This window comes from Caenispirillum salinarum AK4 (assembly GCF_000315795.1).
Lineage (GTDB): Bacteria > Pseudomonadota > Alphaproteobacteria > Rhodospirillales > Rhodospirillaceae > Caenispirillum > Caenispirillum salinarum.
The window spans coordinates 92,129-115,238 of sequence record NZ_ANHY01000022.1; the positions used below are offsets into that span (position 1 = coordinate 92,129).

At 68.8% G+C, this 23,110-nt stretch carries 21 protein-coding genes and 1 tRNA gene; 11 read left to right on the forward strand and 11 right to left on the reverse strand.

Annotated features, from left to right (window positions below; translation table 11 throughout):
• Window positions 1–168 precede the first annotated feature (168 nt).
• Together C882_RS25300 and C882_RS20180 are read right to left on the reverse strand one after the other, a co-directional pair.
• Complete coding sequence (locus C882_RS25300) at window positions 169–942, reverse strand: J domain-containing protein (RefSeq protein WP_009542539.1); 774 nt, start codon at window positions 940–942, stop codon at window positions 169–171.
• Between the two features lie 330 nt (window positions 943–1,272).
• Window positions 1,273–4,116 carry a bifunctional diguanylate cyclase/phosphodiesterase gene (locus tag C882_RS20180; RefSeq protein ID WP_009542540.1) on the reverse strand — a complete coding sequence of 948 codons (2,844 nt, stop codon included), beginning with the start codon at window positions 4,114–4,116 and terminating at the stop codon, window positions 1,273–1,275.
• Between the two features lie 319 nt (window positions 4,117–4,435).
• Here C882_RS20180 and C882_RS20185 point away from each other — a divergent pair, with 319 nt between their 5' ends.
• Both C882_RS20185 and C882_RS20190 read left to right on the forward strand, forming a co-directional pair.
• Window positions 4,436–5,989 (forward strand): ATP-binding protein, encoded by a 1,554-nt coding sequence (locus C882_RS20185; RefSeq protein WP_009542542.1) that lies wholly within the window; start codon window positions 4,436–4,438, stop codon window positions 5,987–5,989.
• Window positions 5,990–6,216: 227 nt separating this feature from the next.
• Window positions 6,217–6,633 (forward strand): hypothetical protein, encoded by a 417-nt coding sequence (locus C882_RS20190; RefSeq protein ID WP_152415434.1) that lies wholly within the window; start codon window positions 6,217–6,219, stop codon window positions 6,631–6,633.
• Between the two features lie 111 nt (window positions 6,634–6,744).
• Here C882_RS20190 and acs read toward each other — a convergent pair whose 3' ends face one another.
• From acs to C882_RS20220, 7 genes are all read right to left on the reverse strand, one after another.
• On the reverse strand, window positions 6,745–8,685 hold the full coding sequence (gene acs, locus C882_RS20195; RefSeq protein WP_009542544.1) for an acetate--CoA ligase: 1,941 nt from the start codon (window positions 8,683–8,685) through the stop codon (window positions 6,745–6,747).
• 215 nt (window positions 8,686–8,900) lie between these two features.
• Entirely contained in the window at window positions 8,901–9,341 is a 441-nt protein-coding gene (locus tag C882_RS24200; protein WP_083876075.1) for a Rieske (2Fe-2S) protein, read from the reverse strand.
• Entirely contained in the window at window positions 9,338–9,751 is a 414-nt protein-coding gene (locus tag C882_RS20200) for an EVE domain-containing protein (RefSeq protein ID WP_009542546.1), read from the reverse strand. The genes C882_RS24200 and C882_RS20200 overlap by 4 nt, the downstream gene beginning before the upstream one ends.
• Before the next feature lie 12 nt (window positions 9,752–9,763).
• Entirely contained in the window at window positions 9,764–10,054 is a 291-nt protein-coding gene (locus C882_RS20205) for a YciI family protein (RefSeq protein WP_009542547.1), read from the reverse strand.
• Window positions 10,055–10,259: 205 nt separating this feature from the next.
• Entirely contained in the window at window positions 10,260–11,117 is an 858-nt protein-coding gene (locus tag C882_RS20210; RefSeq protein WP_009542548.1) for an alpha/beta fold hydrolase, read from the reverse strand.
• 18 nt (window positions 11,118–11,135) lie between these two features.
• Complete coding sequence (locus tag C882_RS20215; protein ID WP_009542549.1) at window positions 11,136–12,287, reverse strand: M24 family metallopeptidase; 1,152 nt, start codon at window positions 12,285–12,287, stop codon at window positions 11,136–11,138.
• Between the two features lie 16 nt (window positions 12,288–12,303).
• Window positions 12,304–13,314: an NAD(P)H-dependent glycerol-3-phosphate dehydrogenase gene (locus tag C882_RS20220; protein WP_043646775.1), complete on the reverse strand. Its 1,011-nt coding sequence runs from the start codon at window positions 13,312–13,314 to the stop codon at window positions 12,304–12,306.
• 131 nt (window positions 13,315–13,445) lie between these two features.
• On the opposite strand from C882_RS20220, the gene C882_RS20225 reads away from it, so the two are divergent.
• From C882_RS20225 to C882_RS20240, 4 genes are all read left to right on the forward strand, one after another.
• Window positions 13,446–14,456 (forward strand): NAD-dependent epimerase, encoded by a 1,011-nt coding sequence (locus C882_RS20225; RefSeq protein WP_009542551.1) that lies wholly within the window; start codon window positions 13,446–13,448, stop codon window positions 14,454–14,456.
• 81 nt (window positions 14,457–14,537) lie between these two features.
• Complete coding sequence (locus tag C882_RS20230; RefSeq protein WP_009542552.1) at window positions 14,538–16,073, forward strand: YifB family Mg chelatase-like AAA ATPase; 1,536 nt, start codon at window positions 14,538–14,540, stop codon at window positions 16,071–16,073.
• Between the two features lie 71 nt (window positions 16,074–16,144).
• Entirely contained in the window at window positions 16,145–16,834 is a 690-nt protein-coding gene (locus C882_RS20235) for an exopolysaccharide biosynthesis protein (RefSeq protein ID WP_009542553.1), read from the forward strand.
• A 29-nt stretch (window positions 16,835–16,863) separates the two neighbouring features.
• Complete coding sequence (locus C882_RS20240; RefSeq protein WP_009542554.1) at window positions 16,864–17,808, forward strand: diacylglycerol/lipid kinase family protein; 945 nt, start codon at window positions 16,864–16,866, stop codon at window positions 17,806–17,808.
• A 33-nt stretch (window positions 17,809–17,841) separates the two neighbouring features.
• Here C882_RS20240 and C882_RS20245 read toward each other — a convergent pair whose 3' ends face one another.
• Together C882_RS20245 and C882_RS20250 are read right to left on the reverse strand one after the other, a co-directional pair.
• Entirely contained in the window at window positions 17,842–18,240 is a 399-nt protein-coding gene (locus C882_RS20245; protein ID WP_009542555.1) for a hypothetical protein, read from the reverse strand.
• Window positions 18,237–18,701 (reverse strand): GFA family protein, encoded by a 465-nt coding sequence (locus C882_RS20250; RefSeq protein WP_009542556.1) that lies wholly within the window; start codon window positions 18,699–18,701, stop codon window positions 18,237–18,239. Before C882_RS20250 ends, C882_RS20245 begins: the two co-directional genes overlap by 4 nt.
• Window positions 18,702–18,987: 286 nt before the next feature.
• Here C882_RS20250 and C882_RS20255 point away from each other — a divergent pair, with 286 nt between their 5' ends.
• The 5 genes from C882_RS20255 to C882_RS20275 all read left to right on the forward strand — a co-directional run bounded on the left by C882_RS20255 (window position 18,988) and on the right by C882_RS20275 (window position 23,037).
• Entirely contained in the window at window positions 18,988–20,400 is a 1,413-nt protein-coding gene (locus tag C882_RS20255) for a circularly permuted type 2 ATP-grasp protein (RefSeq protein WP_009542557.1), read from the forward strand.
• 4 nt (window positions 20,401–20,404) lie between these two features.
• The gene (locus C882_RS20260; protein ID WP_009542558.1) at window positions 20,405–21,343 is read left to right on the forward strand and encodes an alpha-E domain-containing protein; all 939 of its coding nucleotides are present in this window, start codon (window positions 20,405–20,407) and stop codon (window positions 21,341–21,343) included.
• A 22-nt stretch (window positions 21,344–21,365) separates the two neighbouring features.
• The gene (locus C882_RS20265; protein WP_052000239.1) at window positions 21,366–22,115 is read left to right on the forward strand and encodes a proteasome-type protease; all 750 of its coding nucleotides are present in this window, start codon (window positions 21,366–21,368) and stop codon (window positions 22,113–22,115) included.
• Between the two features lie 133 nt (window positions 22,116–22,248).
• Entirely contained in the window at window positions 22,249–22,878 is a 630-nt protein-coding gene (locus C882_RS20270; RefSeq protein ID WP_009542560.1) for a hypothetical protein, read from the forward strand.
• Window positions 22,879–22,962: 84 nt separating this feature from the next.
• Window positions 22,963–23,037, forward strand: a tRNA-Thr gene (locus tag C882_RS20275).
• Window positions 23,038–23,110 lie beyond the last annotated feature (73 nt).

Genomic DNA, 23,110 nt, shown 5'->3' on the forward strand with positions numbered 1-23,110 from the left:
GGACTTAGAGCCTTTTCCCATCAGGCGCGGTCGCGCCTGATGGGCGGTGCGCGCTTCTGCACATGCCTTCAGCTCCAAGCGCCACTGAGGCTCACGCGCCTGACCGGCGCGGGTTCGCAGGCGCGACCCGATGTCGCCCTTTTTGATCGCGTTCTATCGGAAAGGGCTCTAGCGCAGCAGGTCCATTGCGGCGTTCACCTGGGCCATGCGCTCATGACTGCCGAAGTGGCCGTCCGGGTGGTAGATGGTCGCCAGCATGCGGAACCGCGCGCGCAGGGTGTGCTTGTCCGGCCGCACCGTCGGCGGGAACCCCAGCACGTACAGCGCCTCCGACCGCGTCGTCACACCGCTTGGCAGAGGCTCGAACGACAACACCGAAACGACCGCCTTCAACCGCTCGATCTCCTCCAGCAGCGCCGGATCGGGTGACGGAGGCGGTGGAGGCGGCGGCGGTGGAGGCGGCGGTGGCGGCGGCGGCGGTGGTGGAGGCGCGGGCTGGGGCTCGGGCTTGGGCGGCGGCTTCGGCGCGGGCCGCGGCTCCGGGTCCGGCGGCGGCGGCGCAGAACCGTTCCGGGACCGACGCGCAGCCGGGTCGACCAGATCGATGGTGCGCGCGCCGGCCTCCACCTGCAGGGCGATGTCCAGCGCCTTGCGGATGAAGGGAATGGAGATTCCCGGCACCATGCGCACTTGAAGACGCGGCTTGCGCCGCCAAGGTCGACCGGCCGAGGCGCCGGTTTTCAGCACAACCGTCTCGCGGTCGTCGGCCGTCGGTCCGCCCGGGTCGGGATGCCGGTCGATCTCCTGCGGTGGCACCACCAGCATGACCGATCGCGCGATGTCGGCCGCGTTCACGCCCTTGCGCCGCGCCAGGGCCTCCACCGCGTCGCGGAAGGCCGTGGCGCAGGGGACCGTGTAGGAGGCCTTCACGGGCGCGCCCACGACTCGGCCCCTTTCCTGCATTTTTGTGACATATCAATGCCTTGGCGCAACAAGGCGCCACCCCCTCAACTGCATTCGCATTCCCTCGGGGCGCAGTCTCCGGCATCGGGGGTGCGGCGTCAACTACGGCTGTAGTCATAGGCGCGCAGTTCGAACCGCAGGCGGAACGGATCGAGCGCTGCCGCGCTTGGGCTGCCGCCCAAACCCGCTTGAGGGCGGACGCCCTCAAACGCCCACGTCTTCTGCCAGACGCCCCGCCGAGACGGTGCGGCAGGGAACGGTGGAAAAAGAATCGCTATTTGCGGGTCAGCGCAAACGCCTTCGGCAGCCTCAGCGTGGAGGGAGGGGCGGACCCTTGCGGAACATGGCTTCCATTTCCTCGGCCGGCAGGGGCTTGGCGATGAGGAAGCCTTGCAGGTGGTCGCAGCCCACCCCGTGCAGGAAGTCGATGTGTTCCTGCGTCTCCACGCCCTCGGCCACCACCTTGAGGTTCAGCGCGTTGGCCATGGCGATCATGGCGCAGACGATGGCGGCGTCGTTGGTGTCGGTGGTGACGTCCATCACGAAGCTGCGGTCGATCTTCAGCTTGCGGATGGGGAACCGCTTGAGCACCGACAGCGACGAATACCCGGTGCCGAAATCGTCGATGGAGCACGCCACGCCGCGCTCCGCCAGGTTGGCGACCACGCTGATGGCGTTCTCGGGGTCCGTCATGGCGGAGCTTTCGGTGAGTTCCAGCTCCAGGTAACGGGCGTCGAGCTGGTGGCGCTCCAGGCTGCCCTCCACGGTGGCCATCAGGCGGCGCACGTTGTGGAACTGGCGGCCGGAGATGTTCACCGCCACCGGCACCTTGGGCAGGCCGGCGTCGTGCCAGTGCTTGGTCCACCGCACGGCATCGTCCAGCACCTGTTCGCAGATGGCGTCGATCAGGCCGTATTCCTCGGCCACGCCGATGAACTCGCCGGGCGGCACCAGCCCGCGGTCGGGGCTGATCCAGCGGGCCAGGGCCTCCATGCCGATGAACTGGCCCGTCTTGACCTCCACCTGCGGCTGAAAGAAGGCCACGAATTCCTGATTTTCGATGGCGCGGCGCAGGCGGGCCTGCATGGCGAGCGTCTTGACCGCCTTCTGGCCCATCTCCTCGGTGAACAGCTGAAAGCTGCCCGGCCCCTGCGCCTTGGCGCGGTTGAGCGCGGCGTCGGCGTGCATGATCAGCGTTTCCGCCGAGTCGCCGTCGTTGGGGAACAGGCTCGCGCCCATGGACACTGTCAGGTCGAATTCCTGGTCGCCGACGGTCAGCGGCGCGTCGAAGGCGCGCTGGATGCGCTCCACCGCGGCGAAAACCTCGCCCAAGGTCTGCACGCCGGTCAGCAGCATCATGAACCGGTCGCCGCCTGCGCGGGACAGCACGTCGGCCTCGGCGCACTGGGCCGCCAGCCGGTCGGCGACGGCCTTGAGAACCTGATCGCCCACGGAATGACCCAGGGTGGCATTGATGATGCTGAAGCGGTCCAGCCCCATGGACAGGAAGCCGATCCAGGTGTTGTCGCGGCGCGCGGCCACCCGGCACTTGTGGAAGCGCTCCAGGAACAGGGTGCGGTTGCCCAGGCCCGTCAGCGGATCGTAGTAGGCCAGGAACATGAGCCGTTCCTCGGCCCGCTTGCGATCGGTGACGTCGAGCGCAACGCCGTCCCACAGGGTTGTGCCGTCCTCCAGCCGCCGCGGCCGCGACCACGAGCGCAGCCAACGGGTTTCGCCGGTATGGCTGGTCAGGCGGACGTCAAGTTCCACCGGTTCCAGGTCGCGCCCGCCGCGGTCCAGCGCCGCACGGAAGGCGGCGCGGTCCTCGGAGGCGAGGCAGTCGAGGAACAGGTCGGCGTCGGCCATCATGTCCTCGGGCTCCAGACCGGCGATGCGGCGCGCGCCCTCGTTCACATAGGAATAGCGCATGGTGCCGTCGGGGCTGACCACGCGCTGGAAGACCATGCCGTTGATGTTGTCGGCGATGGCGCGCAGGCGGTGCTCGGTGTCGTGCAGGGCCTGTTCGGTCGCCTTGCGGGTGGTGATGTCGCGCAGGACGGCGATGAACAGGCGCCGCCCCTCGGTCAGCACCTCGGACAGCGCCAGCTCGATGGGGAAGTGCGTGCCGTTGCGGTGGACGGCCTCCAGCTCGCGGGCGCCGCCCTCGAGCATGCCGCCCTCGCCGGTGTCGAGATAGCGGTGCAGGCGCGCGTCGTACTCGACCCGTTCCGCTTCCGTCATGAGCATGCCGACGTTGCGGCCCACCATCTCGTCGGCGTCCCAGCCGAAGGTGCGCGAGGTGGCGGCGTTCACCGTCTCGATGACGCCGTCCTCGCTGATGGTGACGATGCAGTCGGCGGCATGATCCATGATCATTTCCAGCCGCTGCTCGGCGCGCATGCGATCGGTGACGTCGATCAGCACGCCGTCCCACATGATGTCGCCGTTGGGCATGCGTTCGGCGCGGGCGGTGCCCGACAACCACTTCACCTCGCCGTTGGTGGCGATGGCGCGGAACTCTTCGGTATAGGAGCCGAGCGTGCGGGCCGAGCGGCGCAACGTGTCCATGTAGGCGTCGCGATCGGCCCAGTGGATGGCATCCAGGCAGCCGTCGCGGGTTACCCGCATGCCGTCGGGGTCATAGCCCAGGACGTCGTGCACGCCGGTGGAGAAGAACGGATAGTAGATCGTCCCGTCGGGCTGCATCACCCGCTGGAAAATGATGCCCGGCAGATTGGCGGCCACCGTGCCCAGTCGCTCCTCGGCGTCGTCCCACAGGCCGGACAGGCCGCTGAAGGCCGTTGTGGCGTCGGACAGGCCGGTGACGAACAGGCGGCGGCCGTCGGCATCGGTGGACAGCCCGACGGTCACCTCGCAGGTCACGGTGGCACCGTCACCGCGCACCAGCGGAAGGAACCGGCGCGCCCCTTCGGCCAGGGCCTGGGGATCACCGCCCAGGAACAGTTCCAGGCCGCCGCCGTCGATGGTCAGCAGGCGGTCGATGGGGCCGCCCACCAGGTCGTCGGGCTGGCGGTTGAGCAGATTGGCGGCCACGGCGTTCAGCGCCCGGATGATGCCGTCGCTGTCGACGACCACCAGAGCCTGGGGCGCCCCGTCCAGGGCACGGGCCGCAAGGTCGGCTGCGTCGGCCACCGATCCTGGGGCCGCGACGTGCGGCCGTTCGTCTTTGAGGCCCTCGATGCTCATCGATCGGTTAAGTCCGCCCCTTGTTCCGCCGCAACGGCGGATCATCCCCCGTGGTTTTTCGTCCCCATGTTACGCACGGGCATACGGGCGGGGCAATACCTGTGGACAGGTCTATGTCAAAAGTTCGACGGATGTCCCGTATAGACCATAGGCGGAAGGGCCGCCGCGGCCCTTTCCCGCGCGGCGGATAGTGGAATTCCGTGCACCCGCCTGCCGTGACCTGATAAAATGACCGATCTCAGGGGGTAGATCAGGGCGGAGCGGCATGCGCGTTCGGCCGAACGTGTTCCAGGCGATGATGGAGGACCTGCCGCAGGCCGTGATGGTGACGACGGCGGACGGCATGGTGCTGTGGTGCAACGCCGCCGCCCGCACGCTGTGCGACAAGCCGCCGCCGGATGCCGTGCAGTCTGACCAGGCTAACGCCCCCGCCCCACGGACCGCCTTCGAAACGATCGCGGCCGATGCCCATGACGCCCTGCGGGACATGATCGCCCGCGCGCTGGGCACGCCGGAGACGGATTCCGCCCACTGCCGCTGCACCAGCGCCGCCACGGGGCCGACGGGCCGGCCGCGCTGGCTGGACTGGAGCGCGGCGCCGGTGGACTGGGAAGGCGTGCGCGCCGCCCGGCTGATCGGCGTTGACGTTACCGCCGACGTGGAAGCCAACCGTGACGAACGCCTGCTGCGCGAGGCCCTGGACAGCATCCCCGACGCGCTGGTGCTGTTCGACACCGACGACACGGTGCTGTTCTACAACCAGGCCTACCGCGATTTCTTCTGGTACATGCCGCCGCTGGAAGACATGCGCGGCCGCCCCTTCGAGGACGTGGTGCGCCGGTCCATGGCACCGCCGCGGGTGGTGGCCGACCCCTTGGCGCTTTCCGACCCCGACGCCTACATCGCCAAGCGCCGGCGCCGGCTCCACACGCCGTCGCCCGAGCCCTTCGAGCTGTTCACGGCGGAAGGCCGCTGGCACCTGGTGCGCGAGCGCCGCACGCCCGAGGGGCGCTTCATCGGCATCCGCTCGGACATCACCGACCGCAAGCGGGTGGAGGAACGGCTGTCGGAACTGGTCAAGGAACTGGCCGAATCCAACCGCGAGCTTGAGCAGTTCGCCTACGTCGCCAGCCACGACCTTCAGGAACCGCTGCGCATGGTGACCAGTTACCTGCAGCTTCTCCAGCGCCGCTATGCCGGCAAGCTGGACGACACGGCCGACGAGTTCATCCGCCACGCCGTGGACGGCGGCGCACGCATGCAGCGGCTCATCCAGGACCTGCTCGACTATTCCCGCATCGGCCGGGGCAAGCGACCGCCCGTGCCGGTGCCCATGGCGGGCGTGCTCCACCAGGTGCTGCGCAACCTGTCCGTCGCCACCGCCGACAATGGGGCCACGGTGACGGTGCCGGACCCCGAGTCGCTGCCCGTCGTGCTGGCCGACCAGGGCGAGCTGGTGCGGCTGTTCCAGAACATCATCGGCAACGCGCTGAAATACCGCCATCCCGAGCGGCCGCCCGTGGTGACGGTGTCGGTGGCGCCGGACGCCGACGGCTGGTGCATTTCGGTGACCGACAACGGCATCGGCATCGAGGAAGCGCATTACGACCGCATCTTCATGATCTTCCAGCGGCTGCACGGTCGCGAATCCTATGCCGGCACGGGCATCGGCCTGGCCATCGCCAAGAAGATCGTCGACCGCCACGGTGGCCGCATCTGGGTGGAGTCGCAGGCGGGCGAGGGCTCATCCTTCCACATCGTGCTTCCGGCAGCGGCGGCCGGTGAGGACGACATGCCCGTCATCATGGCGCGGCGCTGACCGTCACGCGGTCGCAACGGCCGGCGCGCGCCGCCATCGCGCAACGCCCCCACGATACATCGGGAAACTTTCGGACAGGGTCTACACCGCCTGCTATTGGCACTTTAGTTGATTCCACAACCAGCGATTCCGCATACTTTCTTTCGGGTGGTTTCCGCCGGTTTCTCCAGCCGGCGCGGGGTATGAGACGTTACGAGGAAACACCGTAGGGGCACCCGGATACCGTCATGATACGTGCAACAGACATCAGGAAGCGTCTGCCGGCGCTTCGACGGCACGCCTTTCTGCTCATGGGATCGCGCACGGCGGCGGATGCCGTGCTCGCCATTGCCGTGGCACGGCTGCCGCGGGGGGATGACGGCCGTCCCTGCGCGGCCGACGGCACCGAGATTCACCGCGCCGTCCTCGACGCGGCCGCCCGCGTGAACTGCCCGCCCGATACGGGCCTGCCGCCCTTGATGGCGCGGCTACTGGGCATGGACCTGATGACGCGCGCCGTCATCGTGCTGACGGTGGTGGACCGGCTGCCGCCATCCGAGGTGGCGGCCGTGTGCGGCCTGCCGCCCGAGGGAATGGCCGCCCACCTGGCGCGCGGCCGCGAGGCGCTGGAGATGCGCCCGGCGCCGCGGGTGATGAACTTATAGGGTCCGGTGGAGCAACCGAAGCGGACCCGCCCGTGTCATCACGAAAACGGGGGCCTCCAGGGGCCCCCGTTTCCGTTGCGGTCGCGATCCGACCGGCCGTTACCGGCGCGGTCAGTTGTTGCCGCGGTTCTCGATCAGGTCGTCAACGACGCCCGGATCGGCCAGCGTCGAGGTGTCGCCCAGCGAGCCGAAATCGTTTTCGGCGATCTTGCGCAGGATGCGGCGCATGATCTTGCCCGAGCGGGTCTTCGGCAGGCCCGGGGCCCACTGGATGACGTCGGGGCTGGCGATGGGGCCGATTTCCTGGCGAACCCACTTGACCAGCTCCTTGCGCAGATCCTCCGACGGCTCCTCGCCCGCCACCAGGGTCACGTAGGCGTAGATGCCCTGGCCCTTGATGTCGTGCGGGTAGCCGACCACGGCGGCCTCGGCCACCTTGGAGTGGGCGACCAGGGCGGATTCGACTTCCGCCGTGCCCATGCGGTGGCCCGAGACGTTGATGACGTCGTCGACGCGGCCGGTGATCCAGAAATAGCCGTCGTCATCGCGACGGGCGCCGTCGCCGGTGAAGTAGTAGCCCTTGTAGGTGGTGAAGTAGGTCTGCACGAAGCGCTCGTGGTCACCGTAGACGGTGCGCATCTGGCCCGGCCAGGACATGGCGATGCACAGGTTGCCGTCGGTGGCGCCCGACAGTTCCTCGCCCTCGTTGTTCACCAGCACAGGGTAGATGCCGAAGAACGGGCGCGTGGCCGAGCCCGGCTTGAGCGGCGTGGCGCCCGGCAGCGGCGAGATCAGGATGCCGCCGGTTTCCGTCTGCCACCAGGTGTCGACGATGGGGCAGCGCTTGTCGCCGACCACGTCGTAGTACCAGTTCCAGGCTTCCGGGTTGATGGGCTCGCCCACCGAGCCCAGGATGCGCAGGGACTTGCGGCTGCACTTCTTCACCGGCTCCTCGCCTTCGCGCATCAGGGCGCGGATGGCGGTCGGGGCGGTGTAGAAGATGTTGACGTTGTGCTTGTCGACCACTTCCCAGAAGCGCGAAACGCTCGGGTAGTTGGGCACGCCCTCGAACATCAGCGAGATGGCGCCGTTGGCCAGCGGGCCGTAGACGATGTAGCTGTGGCCGGTCACCCAGCCCACGTCGGCCGTGCACCAGTAGACCTCGCCGTCCTTGTAGTCGAAGACGTACTGGTGGGTCATGGACGTATAGACCATGTAGCCGCCGGTCGTGTGCAGCACGCCCTTGGGCTTGCCGGTCGAGCCCGAGGTGTAGAGGATGAACAGCGGGTCCTCGGCGTTCATTTCCTCGGGCTGGCACTCGGCCGGCTCGTCCTTGACGACGTCCTCGTACCAGACGTCGCGGCCGTCCTTCATGTTGACCTGGCCGCCGGTGCGCTTGACCACGATCACCGAAGTGACCGACGGGCAGGTTTCCAGCGCCTTGTCGGTGTTGGCCTTCAGCGGCACGGAGCGGCCGCCGCGCAGGCCTTCATCCGACGTGATGACCATCACGCATTCCGAATCCTGGATGCGGTTGGCCAGGCTGTCGGGCGAGAAGCCGCCGAACACGATGGAATGTACCGCGCCGATGCGGGCGCAGGCCAGCATGGCCACCGCAGCCTCGGGGATCATCGGCATGTAGATGCAGACGCGGTCACCCTTCTTCACGCCCTGCTTGCGCATGGCATTGCCGAGCTTGCAGACGCGCTCGTACAGGTCGCGGTAGGTGATGTTGGCGTCGTCCTTGGGGTCGTCGCCTTCCCAGATGATGGCGGTCTGGTCGCCGCGCTTGTCCAGGTGACGGTCCAGGCAGTTGACGGAGGCGTTCAGCGTGCCGTCGTAGAACCACTTGATGTGAACGTCGTGCGGGTCGTAGGAGACGTCGCGCACCTTGGTGAACGGCTTGATCCAGTCGATCCGCTTGCCGTGCTCGGCCCAGAACCCGTCGGGGTCCTTGATCGACTGTTCATACATTTCCTTGTACTTGGCGTCGTCCACCCACGCCGTCTTGGCAATTTCCTCAACGACCGGGAACACGTTGGCATCAGACATTGTGGTCTCCTTGATGATCCGCGCAGGGCCTGCGCACGGCCGCGCGGCCCCTACCTGATGACCGGGCGCATCCCCACCCGGTCGGATGGTTTTTTATGTGCAGGAGACCCGGGCCCCGGACGTCGTCTCCCCGCGTCGCGGGCCCTTTGGCTCCCTCCCCCCGCTTCTTCCGAGCGGTTCAATCGCGCGCATCTTAGGGAAATTCCACCGCCCTGTCACGGCTCCAACGCAACAATCTTGCGATCTTTAACCGAAAGTGGAAAGGGTTGTAGGAATCGGCCCTTGCACGGTCCTGCGGTGCAGAAACCGTCGTCGAGACGGAACCGGGCGCCGTGGGTGGCGCACTGCAGACCCTGCCCATCCGGGGAGAGAAACCTGTCGGGCCAAAGGTTCAACGGTATGGAAAGATGGGGGCAGCGGTTCACGTAGGCGCGGACGCTCTGTCCCTGGCGCACGACGACGATGCCGACGCGGACGCCGTCGTCATCCAGCACGAATCCCCGCGCGCCGGGGGAAGGAACATCATCGGCCGCGCACAGTTCCCAATATCCTTCGGGATGCTTCGAAAGGGGCGCGGGCTCGTCCGCCAGGCCGGCAAAGGGACGGTCCGCGCCGCCCCCGGCCCCCGCGCTGTCGTCCCCCGCGCCGTCCGTCATCGCGCCAGCCCGCCCATGTCGCAGATGATGCGCCACGACTCGGCATCGATGGGCATCACCGACAGGCGCGACTGGCGGATGAGCGGCAGGTCCGACAGCCGCTCGTCGGCCTTGATCTCGGCCAGCGTGACGGGGCGCGGCATGGGCTCCACGGCCTTGACGTCCACCATTCCGAAGCGCCCCGAGGGGTCGGTGTGGTCGGGGTAGTATTCCTTCACCACCTCGACGATGCCGACGATGCGCTTTTCATTGACCGAGTGATAGAAGAAGCAGCGGTCGCCGATCTTCATGGCCTTCATGTTGTTGGAGGCCTGGTAGTTGCGCACGCCGTCCCAGTGCTCCACGCCCTTCTTCACCTGATCGTCCCAGGACCAGGTGCCGGGTTCGGTCTTGATCAACCAGTAGTTCATGCGTCGCCGTCCTCAGCCCACGGCCTGCGGCAGCAGCCACTTGAAGGGGCGCACGGTCACCGATTCGAACAGGCCGGCCTTGGCGTAGGGGTCCTGCTCCAGCCATGCGCCCAGTTCGGCGCGGTCGGCGGCTTCCACCACCAGCATGGAGCCGATCATGGTCGCCCCGTCGTCGGACAGCAGCGGGCCGCCCATCTTGAGCTTGTCGCCGGCGGCCTTGGCGAACTCCAGGTGGGCGGGGCGGTTTTCCTGGCGGATGTGGCCCGAATCGGGCTTGTCGAGGCAGGTGACGGCGAACAGCACGGACATCTCCTGTGGCTGACGGTTTCCAATGGGTTGGAGCCGTAGCCTAGAGCAAATCCCGCCGCGACGGAATCCATCCGCGCCGCCCGCCGCCGACACCGTTCAGCCGCCGGGGGACTCGTCCCGGACGAACAGCGCAAGGACCTCAAGGCCGATGATGACGACGAACGCATCGGCAACGGGCCTTCGACGACAGGGGAGCGGCCTATGCCCTCACCGCCTCGGCCAGCGCGTCCACCGCCGCCGTCACGGCATCCGGCGCCTCCAGCGGCGGGAAATGGCCGATGCCGGGCAGGTCGGTCACCGGCGCACCCGGTCGCGCCTCCTGCCACGCCGCCCGCAGCGCGCCGGCATCCAGCGGGTCCTCGGCGCCCAGCACCAGATGCAGCGGAACCGCCGCATCCCGCAGCGCCGCCGTCAGCCGGTCGCGCCGGGCGAGGCGGTCGGCGCGGTAGGTCATGAGGCTCGGCATGATGCGCCGGCCGCCGCCGCGCACGGTCAGGCTCCACAGCGCCTCCAGGTCGTCGGCCGACAACGGCGCCGCCGGCCCGGCCATGGCGGCGAGGCGCGACTGGAAGGGGCGCTTGACCAGGACCCGTGTGAGCGGCCGGCCGAGGCGGCCGGTCATCAGGCGCAGCATGAGCGGCGGCCGGTCCGCCCCGGGAACGACACCGCCGTTGAGGAACACCGCGCCGGCCACCCGGCCCCGCGCCAGAAGCTCCGCCGCCACCGCGTCGCCATGGTCGTGGGCAAGCACCAGGACCTTTCCGCCGCCGGCACCGGCTTCGGCCATCACGGCCTCGCACAGGTCGGCGTAGGCGTTCAGGTCATAGCGAAAGCCCGGCGGCTTGTCGGAAAAGCCGAAGCCGATCAGGTCCAACGCGACCGGCGAGAACCGCTCCGCCAGCGCCGGCCACACGCGATGCCACACCCATCCGCCGCCCGGAACGCCGTGGATCAGCAATAGCGGCGGCCCCGCGCCTTGCGCGCGCCGCAGAAAGATGCGATGGCCGCGCCAGGGCATCGTCTCGCCGGCGCGGTACCAGGTTTCCAGGCTCGACATGGGCGGGCCTCCGCCGTGTCAGCGCACCACCAGCTCCATCCCCCGGTCACTCAGCAGCTTATTCCCGTCCTCGGTGACGACCACGGTCGCACCGGGGCACATGGCGGTGCCGGTGTCGCTGTCCATCAGGATCATGTGCAGGAAGAACACCATCCCCGGCGCCATCTCCACCGGGTTTCCCGTGTAGAACATCGGCCAGTCCATCCAGTTCGGCGCATAGGTGGTGCCGAGCGAGTAGCCGGTGGCGTTCATGCGGTGGTCGCGCATCCCACCCGCGTCGCACACCCGCGCGTAGGCGTCGAACACCTCTCCCATGGGGCGGCCGGGGCGGCAGGCGTCGCGGCAGGCCTGGAAGGCATCCACCGCCACCTTGTGCATTTCCACATGGCGGCTGGTAGCGCGCCCCACGGGGATCGTGCGCATGAGGGCGGCATGGTAGTGGCGGTAGACGCCGGCGAACTCCAGCGTGATCTGGTCCTCGGCCCCCAGGTGCTTGCGGCCCGAGAAATAGCGGCAGAGCAGCGCATCCTGGCCCGAGCCGATGATGAATTCGTTGGCCGGATCGTCGCCGCCGCCGCGATAGACCGCCCCATGCATGGCGGCCAGGATGTCGCCCTCGAAGGCGCCGGGGCGCACCTCGTCGGTGCCCGCGTCCAGGGCGGCGTCGGCCAGCTCCGCGGCGCGGCGGACGTATTCCATTTCCTCCGCCGACTTCACCAGGCGCAGGCGGCTGATGAGGTCGCTGGCATCCTCGGTTTCGCAGAACCCGTCCAGTGCGGCGTCCAGCCTCTTGCCCAGCGCGTGGGTCATGCCATAGGCGTTCCACTCCGCCCCCAACCGCTTTCCCGCGCAGCCGAAGCCGCGCAGGACCTCGCGCAGCTCGTGGGTGGGGTCGTGGCCCTCCTGGTCCACCCAGACGCGGATGTCGTCGACCAGCGAGGTGTGCCGCGCCTGGCGCAGGTCGGGCGCGCGGGTCAGCAGCATCAGGCGGCCGTCAGCGCCGAGATAGAGGCACTGGAAATAGACGTAGCCGAAGGTGTCGTAGCCCGTCAGCCAGTACATGCTCTCCTGCTTGAACAGCAGCAGGCCGTCCAGTCCGCGGGCCTGCATGGCCTCCACCGCCCGGCGGCGGCGGGTCTCGAACTCATCCTGGGTAAAATGCAATGCCACGGGTGCCGGACCTCCCCTAAATCGAGTGCTCGGCCTTGAACGGACGGTTGAGCAGGCCCCGGATGGTTTCGTCAAGGTCCGCTTGATGGTTGAGCACCCCGTCCACGGCCGCGCAGATGGGCATGTCCACCGACAGGTCCTTGGCCAGCGCCACGACGGCAGAGGCGGTGTAGACGCCTTCCGTCACCGCCTTGCGGCCGCCCATGACCGCCTCCAGCGTCTTCCCCTCGCCCAGCGCATGGCCCAGCGAGTAGTTACGGCTCTGCAACGACGACGCCGTCAGCACCAGGTCTCCCAGGCCCGACAGGCCCATGAGCGTCTCCGCCCGGCCGCCCTTGGCGACGGCGAGCCGCGTGATCTCGGCCAGGCCGCGGGTCAGCAGGGCGGCACGGGCGTTGTCGCCGAGCTTGCGGCCGTCGACGATGCCCGCGGCGATCGCCATGACGTTCTTCACCGCGCCGCCGATCTCCGCCCCGATGCGGTCCGGCGCGTAATAGGGGCGGAAGGTCGGCGTGCCGATGGCATCGACCAGGGCGCGGCCGACGTGGGCGTCGTCCATGGCCAGCGTCACCGCCGTCGGCAGGCCGCGCACCACTTCTGCCGCGAAGGTGGGGCCAGACAGGACCGCCACCGGAACATCCGCCGGCAGCACGTCCTCCACCGTCTCGTGCATGAGGCTGGCGCTGGTCTGCTCGATGCCCTTGGCGCAGACCACCGCCGGCACGCCCGTCGGCCAGCGCGGCGCCAGCGCGGCGCAGACGCTGCGCATGTGCTGGGCCGGCACCACCAGCAGCACGGCATCGGCGGCCAGGGCGTCGGTTATTTCCTCCGTGGCGTGGATGGCGGAGTCGAGCGCGACGCCGGGCAGGAAATCGGTGTTCTCGTTGCGGTGGTTGATGGCGTCGACCACCTCGGGCTCGCGCGCCCAAAGGATCACGTCGCGCCCGGCCCGGCGCAGCGTCTGCGCCAGTGCCGTGCCCCAGGCGCCGGCCCCGATCACCCCGATTCGCTGCATGGCTTCCATCATCCTTTCCGTGAACGCGTGGCTTTCATTGGGTTTACGGCCTGGACGCAGAGGCCGCAAGGCCCGGCTTGGGACTTGTATTCGCGCCGGTCGTGGGGCAGAAACGGGGCACGGTTAAAGACGAGGACCCGTTCATGCCCATTCTGGTCACCGGCACCGCCGGCTTCATCGGCTTTCATGTGGCGCGACGCCTTCTCGCCAGGGGCGAGACCGTTCTGGGCCTGGACGTGGTGAACGACTACTACGACACCCGTCTGAAGGAAGCCCGCCTCGACATCCTGAGGCAGGAGGCCGGCTTCACCGAGGTGCGCATGGACCTGGCCGACCGGGACGGGCTCATGAACCTCCTGCAGACGCACAAACCCGACCGGGTGATCAACCTGGCCGCCCAGGCCGGCGTGCGCTACAGCGTGGAGAACCCCTTCGCCTACGTCGATTCGAACCTGGTGGGCTTCGTCAACCTGCTGGAAGGCTGCAAGCGGCACGGCGTGGGGCATCTGGTCTATGCCTCCACCAGTTCGGTCTACGGCGCCAACGCGGCCATGCCCTTCCACGAGGGCCAGGTGACCGCCCACCAGATGAGCCTCTACGCCGCCACCAAGAAGGCCAACGAGGTGATGGCGCACTCCTACGCCCACCTGCATGGCCTGCCGTGCACGGGCTTGCGCTTCTTCACCGTCTACGGCCCCTGGGGCCGGCCGGACATGGCGTTGTTCAAGTGGACCAAGGCGATCCTGGAGGGGCGGTCCATCGACGTCTACAACAACGGCGACATGAGCCGCGACTTCACCTACATCGACGACATCGTCGAGAGCATCGTGCGCATCGTCGACATTCCCGCCACGCCCGACCCGTCATGGCGCGCCGATGACCCGGCGACCGGCACCAGCGGCATCGCCCCCTACCGCATCTACAACATCGGCCGCGGCGAACCGCAGGCGCTGATGGAATACCTGCGCATCATCGAGGACACGCTCGGCCGCAAGGCGGAAATCAACTTCCTGCCCATGCAGATGGGCGACGTGGCGGCCACCTGGGCCGATACCTCGGCGCTGGAGAAGGCCACCGGCTACAAGCCCAGCGTCGGCATCGACGTGGGCGTGCGCCGGTTCGTGGAGTGGTACCGGGCGTATTACGGGGTGTGAGCGGCTCTGGCCGCACCCCATTTCCCTTCCCCCCTCGCCTCTAGCGTGTAAACTGCGCACGCCAAGGGATCGAGGGGGAGCATGGTCGCGCGCATCAATACGGTCGCCTTTCGCGGCATCGAGACGCTGGACATCGACGTTCAGGTGTCCATTTCCGGCGGCCTGCCCTCGTTTGCGCTGGTCGGCCTGCCCGACAAGGCCGTCGCCGAATCGAAGGAGCGCGTGCGCGCCGCGCTGACCGCCGTCGGCCTCGCCCTGCCGCCCAAGCGCATCACGGTCAACCTCGCCCCCGCCGATCTGCAGAAGGAAGGCAGCCACTTCGACCTGCCCATCGCCTGCGCCCTTCTGGTGGGCATGGGCGTGCTGCCGGCCGAGGAGATGGCCAACTACACGGTCCTGGGCGAACTGGGCCTGGACGCGAGCCTGGCACCCGTCGCCGGCGTGCTGCCCGCCGCCATCGCCGCCAACGCCGCCGACCGGGGGCTGGTCTGCCCGGCGCCCCAGGGCGGGGAAGCCGCCTGGGCCGGCGACAACGAGGTGCTGGCCCCGCGCGGGCTGCTCGACCTGATCAACCATTTCAAGGGCTCGCAGCTTCTGCCGCGGCCCGAGGCCCGGCGGGCCGACGACGGGCCGGCGCCCGCCGACCTGGCCGACATCAAGGGCCAGGAAAGCGCGCGCCGCGCCCTGGAGGTGGCCGCCGCCGGCGGTCACAACATGCTGATGATCGGCCCGCCCGGATCGGGCAAGTCCATGCTGGCGAGCCGCCTGCCCGGCCTGCTGCCGCCCCTGACGGCGGCGGAAGCGCTGGAGGTCTCCATGATCCACTCGGTCGCCGGCATGCTGGAGGGCGGCCGCCTGCTGCACCGCCGCCCCTACCGCGACCCGCATCATTCCGCCTCCGTTCCGGCGCTGGTGGGCGGCGGGCACCGGGCCAAGCCGGGGGAGATCAGCCTGGCCCACAACGGCGTGCTGTTCCTGGACGAGTTGCCGGAGTTCTCGCGCGGCGCCCTGGAGGCCCTGCGCCAGCCGCTGGAACTGGGCCGCGCCGTCATCGCGCGCGCCAACGAGCATGTAGCCTATCCCGCCCGCTTCCAGCTCATCGCCGCCATGAACCCCTGCCGCTGCGGCTACCTGGACGATCCGGCGCTGGCCTGCGCCAAGGCCCCGCGCTGCGCCGGCGACTACCAGAACCGTCTGTCGGGACCGTTGCTGGACCGCATCGACATCCATGTGGAGGTGCCGTCGGTCAGCCCGCTGGACCTGGCCGGAGCGCCCGCCGGAGAGGCTTCGGCCGTCGTCGCCGCACGGGTGCGCGACGCGCGGGAGGAACAGGCGCGGCGCTACGCCCGGCTCGACCCGGGCGGAAACACGCGCACCAACGCCCGCGCCGACGGCCGCGTGCTGGAAGCCGTCGCCACCCCCGACGCCGCCGGCAACAAGCTGCTGGCCGAAGCGGCGGCGCGCATCCACCTGTCGGCGCGCGGTTATCACCGGGTGCTGCGGGTGGCGCGCACGCTGGCCGACCTGGCGGGCTCGGACGCCGTCACCCGGCTGCACGTCGCCGAGGCCCTGTCCTACCGCCGCGCCCTGCCGGGCCGCGTTCCGGTGGCGCCGTAGCACGCGGTCCGCCGACACGGCTTTGTTTCAGCGCCACACCGTTGCCGCAACGGCCGGATACACCCATCTTCATGACCGAAACCGACGTCCGACGAATCATGACGAAGGAGCCCACGCCGCTGTCCGCCGCCGCCATGACCCGCGCCGCGCCCGCCACCGCCGCGGCCGCCAAAAGCCTGTCGCTGACGCTCGCCCGCCTGCGCCGCGCCGGACGCGACGGCAACGGCCCGACGCTGTCGGAAATGACGTCCGCTTTCGCCGACCGCGCCCTGCCCTTCGCCATCCTGGTGTTCGGGCTGTTCGGCACGGTCCCGTCGCCGGGCCTGCCGACCGGGGCCATCTTCGGGTCGCTGATCGTGCTGCTGGCGGCGCGCCTGCTGATCGGCCGCAAGACCGTCCACCTGCCGCGCTTCGTGCGCAACCGGCGCGTGCCCCGGCGGGCGCTGGAGGCCGTGCTGCGGCGGAGCGTGCCGGTCCTGCGCCGGGTGGAGCGGCGGACACGGCCGCGCCTGACGGTGCTGACCAGCAAGCCGCTGGTGATCGTCACCGCCCTCCTGCTCATCGCCATGGGCGCGGTGCTGGCCCTGCCCATCCCGTTCGGCAACAGCCTGCCGGGCACCGCCATCGTGGCGCTGAGCCTGGGCCTGCTGACCCGTGACGGCCTCGGAATGATCGCCGGATACGTTCTTTGTGCCGGTTCGGCGGCCTATGTGGCGGCACTGGCCTGGGGTGCGGGCGGTCTGGCCGCTATGATGGCCTGACCGTTCCGCCGCAACGAGAGGCCTCCGTTATGCTGACCATCGTCGTCAACCGCAAGTCCGGCACCGCCCGCCGCATGGGCCGCGGCGCCCTGCGGCTGCGGCTGTCGGAGGCCTGTGCCAGGGCGGACATCGAGGACCCTGTCATCCGCATCGTCCACCCCAAGCGAATCGAGGGCGTTCTGCGCGAGGCCTGCGCCACCGGCGGCGAGGTCTGGGTCGGCGGCGGCGACGGCACCCTGCGCACCGCCGCGACTCTTCTGCGCCAAAGCGGCGGGACGCTGGGTGTCCTGCCGCTGGGCACCATGAACCTTCTGGCGCGGGACTTGGGGATTCCCCTTGATCTGGACGAGGCCATCGCCGCCCTGGCCCATGCGCCGGTGGAACCCATCGACGTGGGGTTGATGAACGGCGAGCTGTTCCTCAACAAGTCGGCGCTCGGCCTCTACCCGGAAATGATCATCGACCGCGAGCGCCGCCGCCGCCTGTTCGGCTACGGCAAGTGGCCGGCCATGTTCCGCGCCATGTGGCGCGCCATCCGCCGCCACCGCATGATGGAGGCGGTGCTGACGGTGGACGGGCAGGAGCGCCGCATCACCACGCCGGCGATGATCGTCGCCACCAGCGAATACGAGTTCCGCACCGGCCGCCTGTTCCGGCGGCCCTCGCTGCGGGACGGGCTTCTGACGGTCTACATCAGCCACGAGCGCGGCTGGTTCGGCACGCTGGGCCAGCTGCTGAAGATGTGGCTGGGCACCATCGTCCGCGACCCGGAGATGGAAATCCTGCGCACGCCCCGCCTGGACATCGCCTTCAAGCGATCGCGCCCCGTCGCCAACGACGGCGAAGTGGAATTCGTGCGCGGCCCCGTTCATTACGAGGTCGACCCGAGCGGCCTGAAGGTCCGCCATCCCGCCGCCGCCCATCCAGCTTCGGCAGAGGACCAGGCGGCGGAAGCCGTGGCGGAAACGGCGTAACGGGTCGGAGGCGGGGCCCGCCTTACCCCGGCCTCACCCCAGCGCGTTCATGGCCACCGTCGCGATGCCGGCCGCGATGGCCGGATACAGCGCGCCCGTCAGCACGCAGATCAGAAGCAGGAACAGCCAGCGGTGGCGGTTGATCGCCGGGCGGCGGAAGGCCAGCCGCTGGATTACGGCGTAGAGCGGCACCACCAGCGGCAGGGCGAGGATTCCCCAGCCCCAGACGAAGCCGCCCACATCGTTGACCCAGCGCGTGAAGACGAAGGTGCTGAGCAGCCAGTAGGCGATGAAGAACACCGCGAACAGCGTCGTCAGAAGCCCCCGGCGCGGCCCGCCGGCACCGCCACGGCCGCCGCGGCCGGGGCCTCCTCTGCCGTCGCCGTCGCGGGGGTGGTCGTGGCGGTCGGCGCTGTTGTCGCGCGGCGTCATTCCGGCATGTCCTTTTCGTGGACCGGCAGGTCGTCGGTCCCCTGCGCCCACGGCACCCGCTCGCTGACCCAGCTGTGGCAGGTGGGGCTGGCGACGGTCGGGTCGTCGAGCGCCGTCAGGGGCACGCCGACCGTGCCGCGCTCCTCCGTCGGGTCGGTCATGTGCAGCGTCGCGCCGCACTCGCGGCAGAAATGGCGCTGCCCGCGGTAGGTGGAGCTGAAGCACGACAGATGGTGCTCGCCCTCGGTGATCCGGAACGACTCGGCCGGCCAGGCGCCCCACGGGATGGCGGCGGAGCCGCTGGAGCGCTGGCATTCGCGGCAATGGCACCAGTCGGCGCGCACCGGCGGACCCTGGACGGTGAAGCGGACGATTCCGCACAGGCAGCCGCCCTCGTGCGTGGCAGACCCGGCGGAGCCGGGTGCGGCGGTTTCGCCGGCGGGATTGGCGGGCTCGGTCATGGGGCGCCTCCGTGACTGCGAGGTTTCTCCCAACATGGGATACCAACGCGCCCGCGCCCAGGGCCATTGCATGGCGCCCCGCCCGAGTCGCGTTTCCCACAATCCTACCAGGGACGAGCCGCCGCCCGGGCGCCCGTTTTCCCGGCATCGGCGCGGGCAGTTGCCCACGCAGCAGGCAACGGCGCCGAATGTTCAACTTCTCATCATGTAGCGCGTGACAAGCGGCCGTCTCTGACCGTTATACTACAAGGCGTTGCGGTTCCACCGGTGTGATGGAAGGGGGAGCATGCCCAAGACACCCTTCGACGAAATGTCCCCGAACGGGCACATCCGGCCGCCCTACAAGACCTTCGACACCTGGCTGAAGCGCCAGGACGGCGACGTGATGGCCCGGCGGCACCGGCAGGCGGACATGCTGTTCCGCCGCATCGGCATCACCTTTGCCGTCTACGGCGACAGTTCGGGGGCGGAACGGCTGATCCCCTTCGACATCATCCCGCGCATCCTGTCCAAGCAGGAGTGGAAAACCGTCTCCGACGGCGTCTGCCAGCGGCTGAAGGCGCTCAACACCTTCATCGGCGACGTCTACGGCGCGCAGGAAATCATCCGCGCCGGCAAGGTTCCCGCCCGCCTGATCGCCCAGAACGACCAGTTCCGCCAGGAGATGAAGGGCTTCCGCCCGCCGCGCGACATCTATGTGCACATCGGCGGCATCGACATCGTGCGCACCGGCGAGAACGAGTTCTCCGTGCTGGAGGACAACCTGCGCACGCCGTCGGGGGTCAGCTACATGCTGGAAAACCGCGAGATCATGATGCGGCTGTTCCCCGACCTGTTCGACCTGCACGCCGTCGCACCGGTCAACCACTACTGCAACCAGCTTCTGCAGAACCTGCGCTATTCCGCCGGCGACCATGTGGAGGAGCCCACCGTGGTGGTCCTCACCCCCGGCCAGTACAACAGCGCCTATTTCGAGCACGCCTTCCTGGCCGACGAAATGGGCGTGGACCTGGTGCAGGGGCAGGACCTGTTCGTCGACGACGACACCGTCTACATGCGCACCGTGGAGGGGCCGAAACGGGTCGACGTCATCTATCGCCGCATCGACGACGATTTCCTGGACCCCCGCGTCTTCCGCAAGGACAGCATGCTGGGCGTCCCGGGCCTGTTCCAGGCCTACAAGAAGGGGCGTGTGACGCTGGCCAACGGGGTCGGGACGGGCATCGCCGACGACAAGGCGATCTACGATTACGTACCCGAAATGATCCGGTTCTATCTGGGGGAGGAGCCCATCCTCGCCAACGTGCCGACCTATCACCTGCACCGGGACGAGGACCGCAAGTACGTGCTCGACCACCTGCCCGAGCTGGTGGTGAAGGAGGTTCACGGGTCGGGCGGCTACGGCATGCTGGTCGGCCCGAAGGCCAGCCGGCAGGAGATTTCCGAGTACCGCGAGCGGCTGCTGAAGGACCCCGAGAACTTCATCGCCCAGCCGACACTGGCGCTTTCCACCTGCCCCACCTTCGTCGCCGAGGGCGTCGCACCCCGCCATGTGGACCTGCGGCCCTTCGTGCTGCAGGGCAAGGAGATTTCCGTCGTGCCCGGCGGCCTGACGCGCGTGGCGCTGCGGGAGGGATCGCTGGTGGTGAACTCCTCCCAGGGCGGGGGAACCAAGGACACCTGGGTGCTGGAGCGATAACGCCATGCTGAGCCGGACCGCCGACAACCTGTACTGGATGGCCCGCTACGTGGAGCGCGCCGAGAACATGGCCCGCATCCTGGACGTCAGCCACCGCATGAGCCAGCTGCCCGCCAGCACCGCACACACCTCGGCCTCGGAATGGCTGCCGGCGCTCATCATCGCCGGGCAGCGGCCGCTCTACGAAAAGGACCACGACGAGATCACCGCCGGAGCCGTCATCGGCTTCATGGCGCTGGACCCGGACAACCCGTCGTCCATCTTCTCCAGCATCCGGCAGGCGCGCGAGAACGCCCGGGCGGAGCGCAACGCCATTCCGTCGGAAATGTTCGAGTGCATCAACGCCGCCTGGCTGGAAATCAAGGAGATGCACTACGCCAACCTTGTGGATACGGGCTTCCGCGACTTCTTCGACTGGGTGAAGGACCGCTCTGCCCTCTTCCGGGGCACCACGGTGGGCACCATGCTGCAGAACGAGGGGTTCTATTTCGCGCGGCTGGGCACCTTCATCGAGCGCGCCGACAACACCGCCCGCCTGCTGGACGTGAAGTACCATGTGCTCGCCCCCGACGAAGACCGCATCGACGAGGCCGTGGACTACTACCAGTGGGGCGCGCTGCTGCGCTCGCTCTCGGCCTTCAAGGCCTACCGGCTGATCTACCGCGACAGCATCAAGCCGCGCAACGTGGCGGAACTGCTCATCCTGCGCGACGAGTTCCCGCGCTCGCTGCACGCCTGCTACGACGTGGTTCACCAGCAGCTGGACGTGCTCGGCCCCAAGCTAGAATGCGCCCGGCTGGCCGGCGAAATGCACGCCCGGCTGCATTACAACCGCGCGCAGGACATCACCCGGCGGGGGCTGCACCGCTTCCTGACCGAATTCATCAACCGCAATTCCGCCCTCAGCGCCGAAATCGCCAAGGATTTCCTGCTGGTGGCGTGACCCTGGACCTTCCACACCCGAAATGACTTACGGATTGGGCATTCTTCTGGACGACGGCCTCGTCATGGCGTCGGACAGCCGCACGAACGCGGGCGTCGACCATATTTCCGCCTTCCCCAAGATGCGCATTTGGGAAAAGCCCGGCGAGCGGCTGATCGTGCTGCTCTCGGCCGGCAACCTGGCCATCACCCAGGCCGTCGCGGCCGAGCTTGAGGACCGCATCCGCCTGTCCGACGGCAAGAAGCGGCGCAAGGGATCGACCATGGAAACCGTGCCCGGCATGACCGCCGCCGCCCGCCTGGTGGGCGAGGCCGTGCGCCGCGTCCACGCCCACGACGCCGAGGCGCTGGAGCAGCACGGGGCCGACTTCAACGCCACCTTCATCCTGGGCGGGCAGATCAAGGGCGGCCCCATGCGGCTGTTCCTCATCTACTCGGCGGGCAACTACATCGAGGCCGGGCCGCTCACCCCCTTCTTCCAGATCGGCGAGACCAAGTATGGCAAGCCCATCCTGGACCGGGTCATCACGCCGGAAACGCCGCTGCCCGAGGCCGTGAAGTGCGCCCTGGTGTCGTTCGACAGCACCATGCGGTCGAACCTGTCGGTGGGCATGCCGCTGGACGTTCTGGTAGCGAAACGGGACGCGATGGCAACCCACCACCGCCGCGTCATCGCCGAGGACGACGCCTACATGATGGACCTTCGTGCGGAGTGGGGAGAAGGCGTGCGTGCCCTGTTCGGCCGTCTGGTGGACCCGGAACTGGAGGGGTAGGCGGACAGGCCTGGACGGTCGCGCGCTTGGGCTGCCGCTCAAGGCCGCCCGGTCGCCGCGTCGACCGGCCACGACCAGCCCTGGACGCGGGCGCCGATCCGTAGGACAGTGGCGCCCGCAACAGGAGGGAAGCATGCGACTCTGGCACCGGACGATCCTTGCGCTCGCCGCGCTGCTGACGGCGGCGGGGCTGGCGGGCGCGGCCCCGAACACGGCATCGGCGCAGGACCCCGTCCGGCCCGAGGAAACCTACGCTTTCGCTCTGCCCGACCGCTGGCAGGAGGTCAACCGCACGCGCCAGGGCAACGTGGACATCATCACCTTCCTGCCCGGCGGCCAGACCATGCAGGGGTGGCGCGACATGGTCATCCTGCAGATCTACCGCGACATGACCGCCGTCCCCGCCGAATCCCTGCGCGAGCGTAGCCTGAACAACGCCCAGGCGGCCTGCGAGGACGCCACCGCCAGCGGCCTGCAGACGGGGCTGAGCAACGGCTATCCCTCCGCCTTCTGGGCCACCGCCTGCACGCGCAACAAGCAGACGGGCCTGGGGGAGGTGGCCTATTTCCGCTCGCTCCAGGGCAACGACAACCTCTACATGGTCCAGCGCGTCTGGAGCATGCCCGCCTTCGGGGCGGAACCGCCGACGATTCCCGAAGCGGAAAAGCGCGAGGCCATCGGCATCCTGTCGGGGCTGAACGTCTGTCAGCCGGGCAGCCGGCAGCACCCCTGCCCCGGCCAGCCGGGCGAGGCGCAGCGATAAGGGCGGCGAAATTTCGCCGGCACCCGCGAAAGAGGTGCTTGCAAAACGCCCTTCTTCGGCCTATGTTCCCGGCCTCTCTCGGCCGCCGGCGTAGCTCAGGGGTAGAGCAACTGATTCGTAATCAGTAGGTCCGCAGTTCAAATCTGCGCGCCGGCACCAGAATTCGGAGAGGCCCGCCTGGAAACAGGCGGGCCTTTTCCGTGTGCCGGAACGCTCACCCAACCGTGGCCCC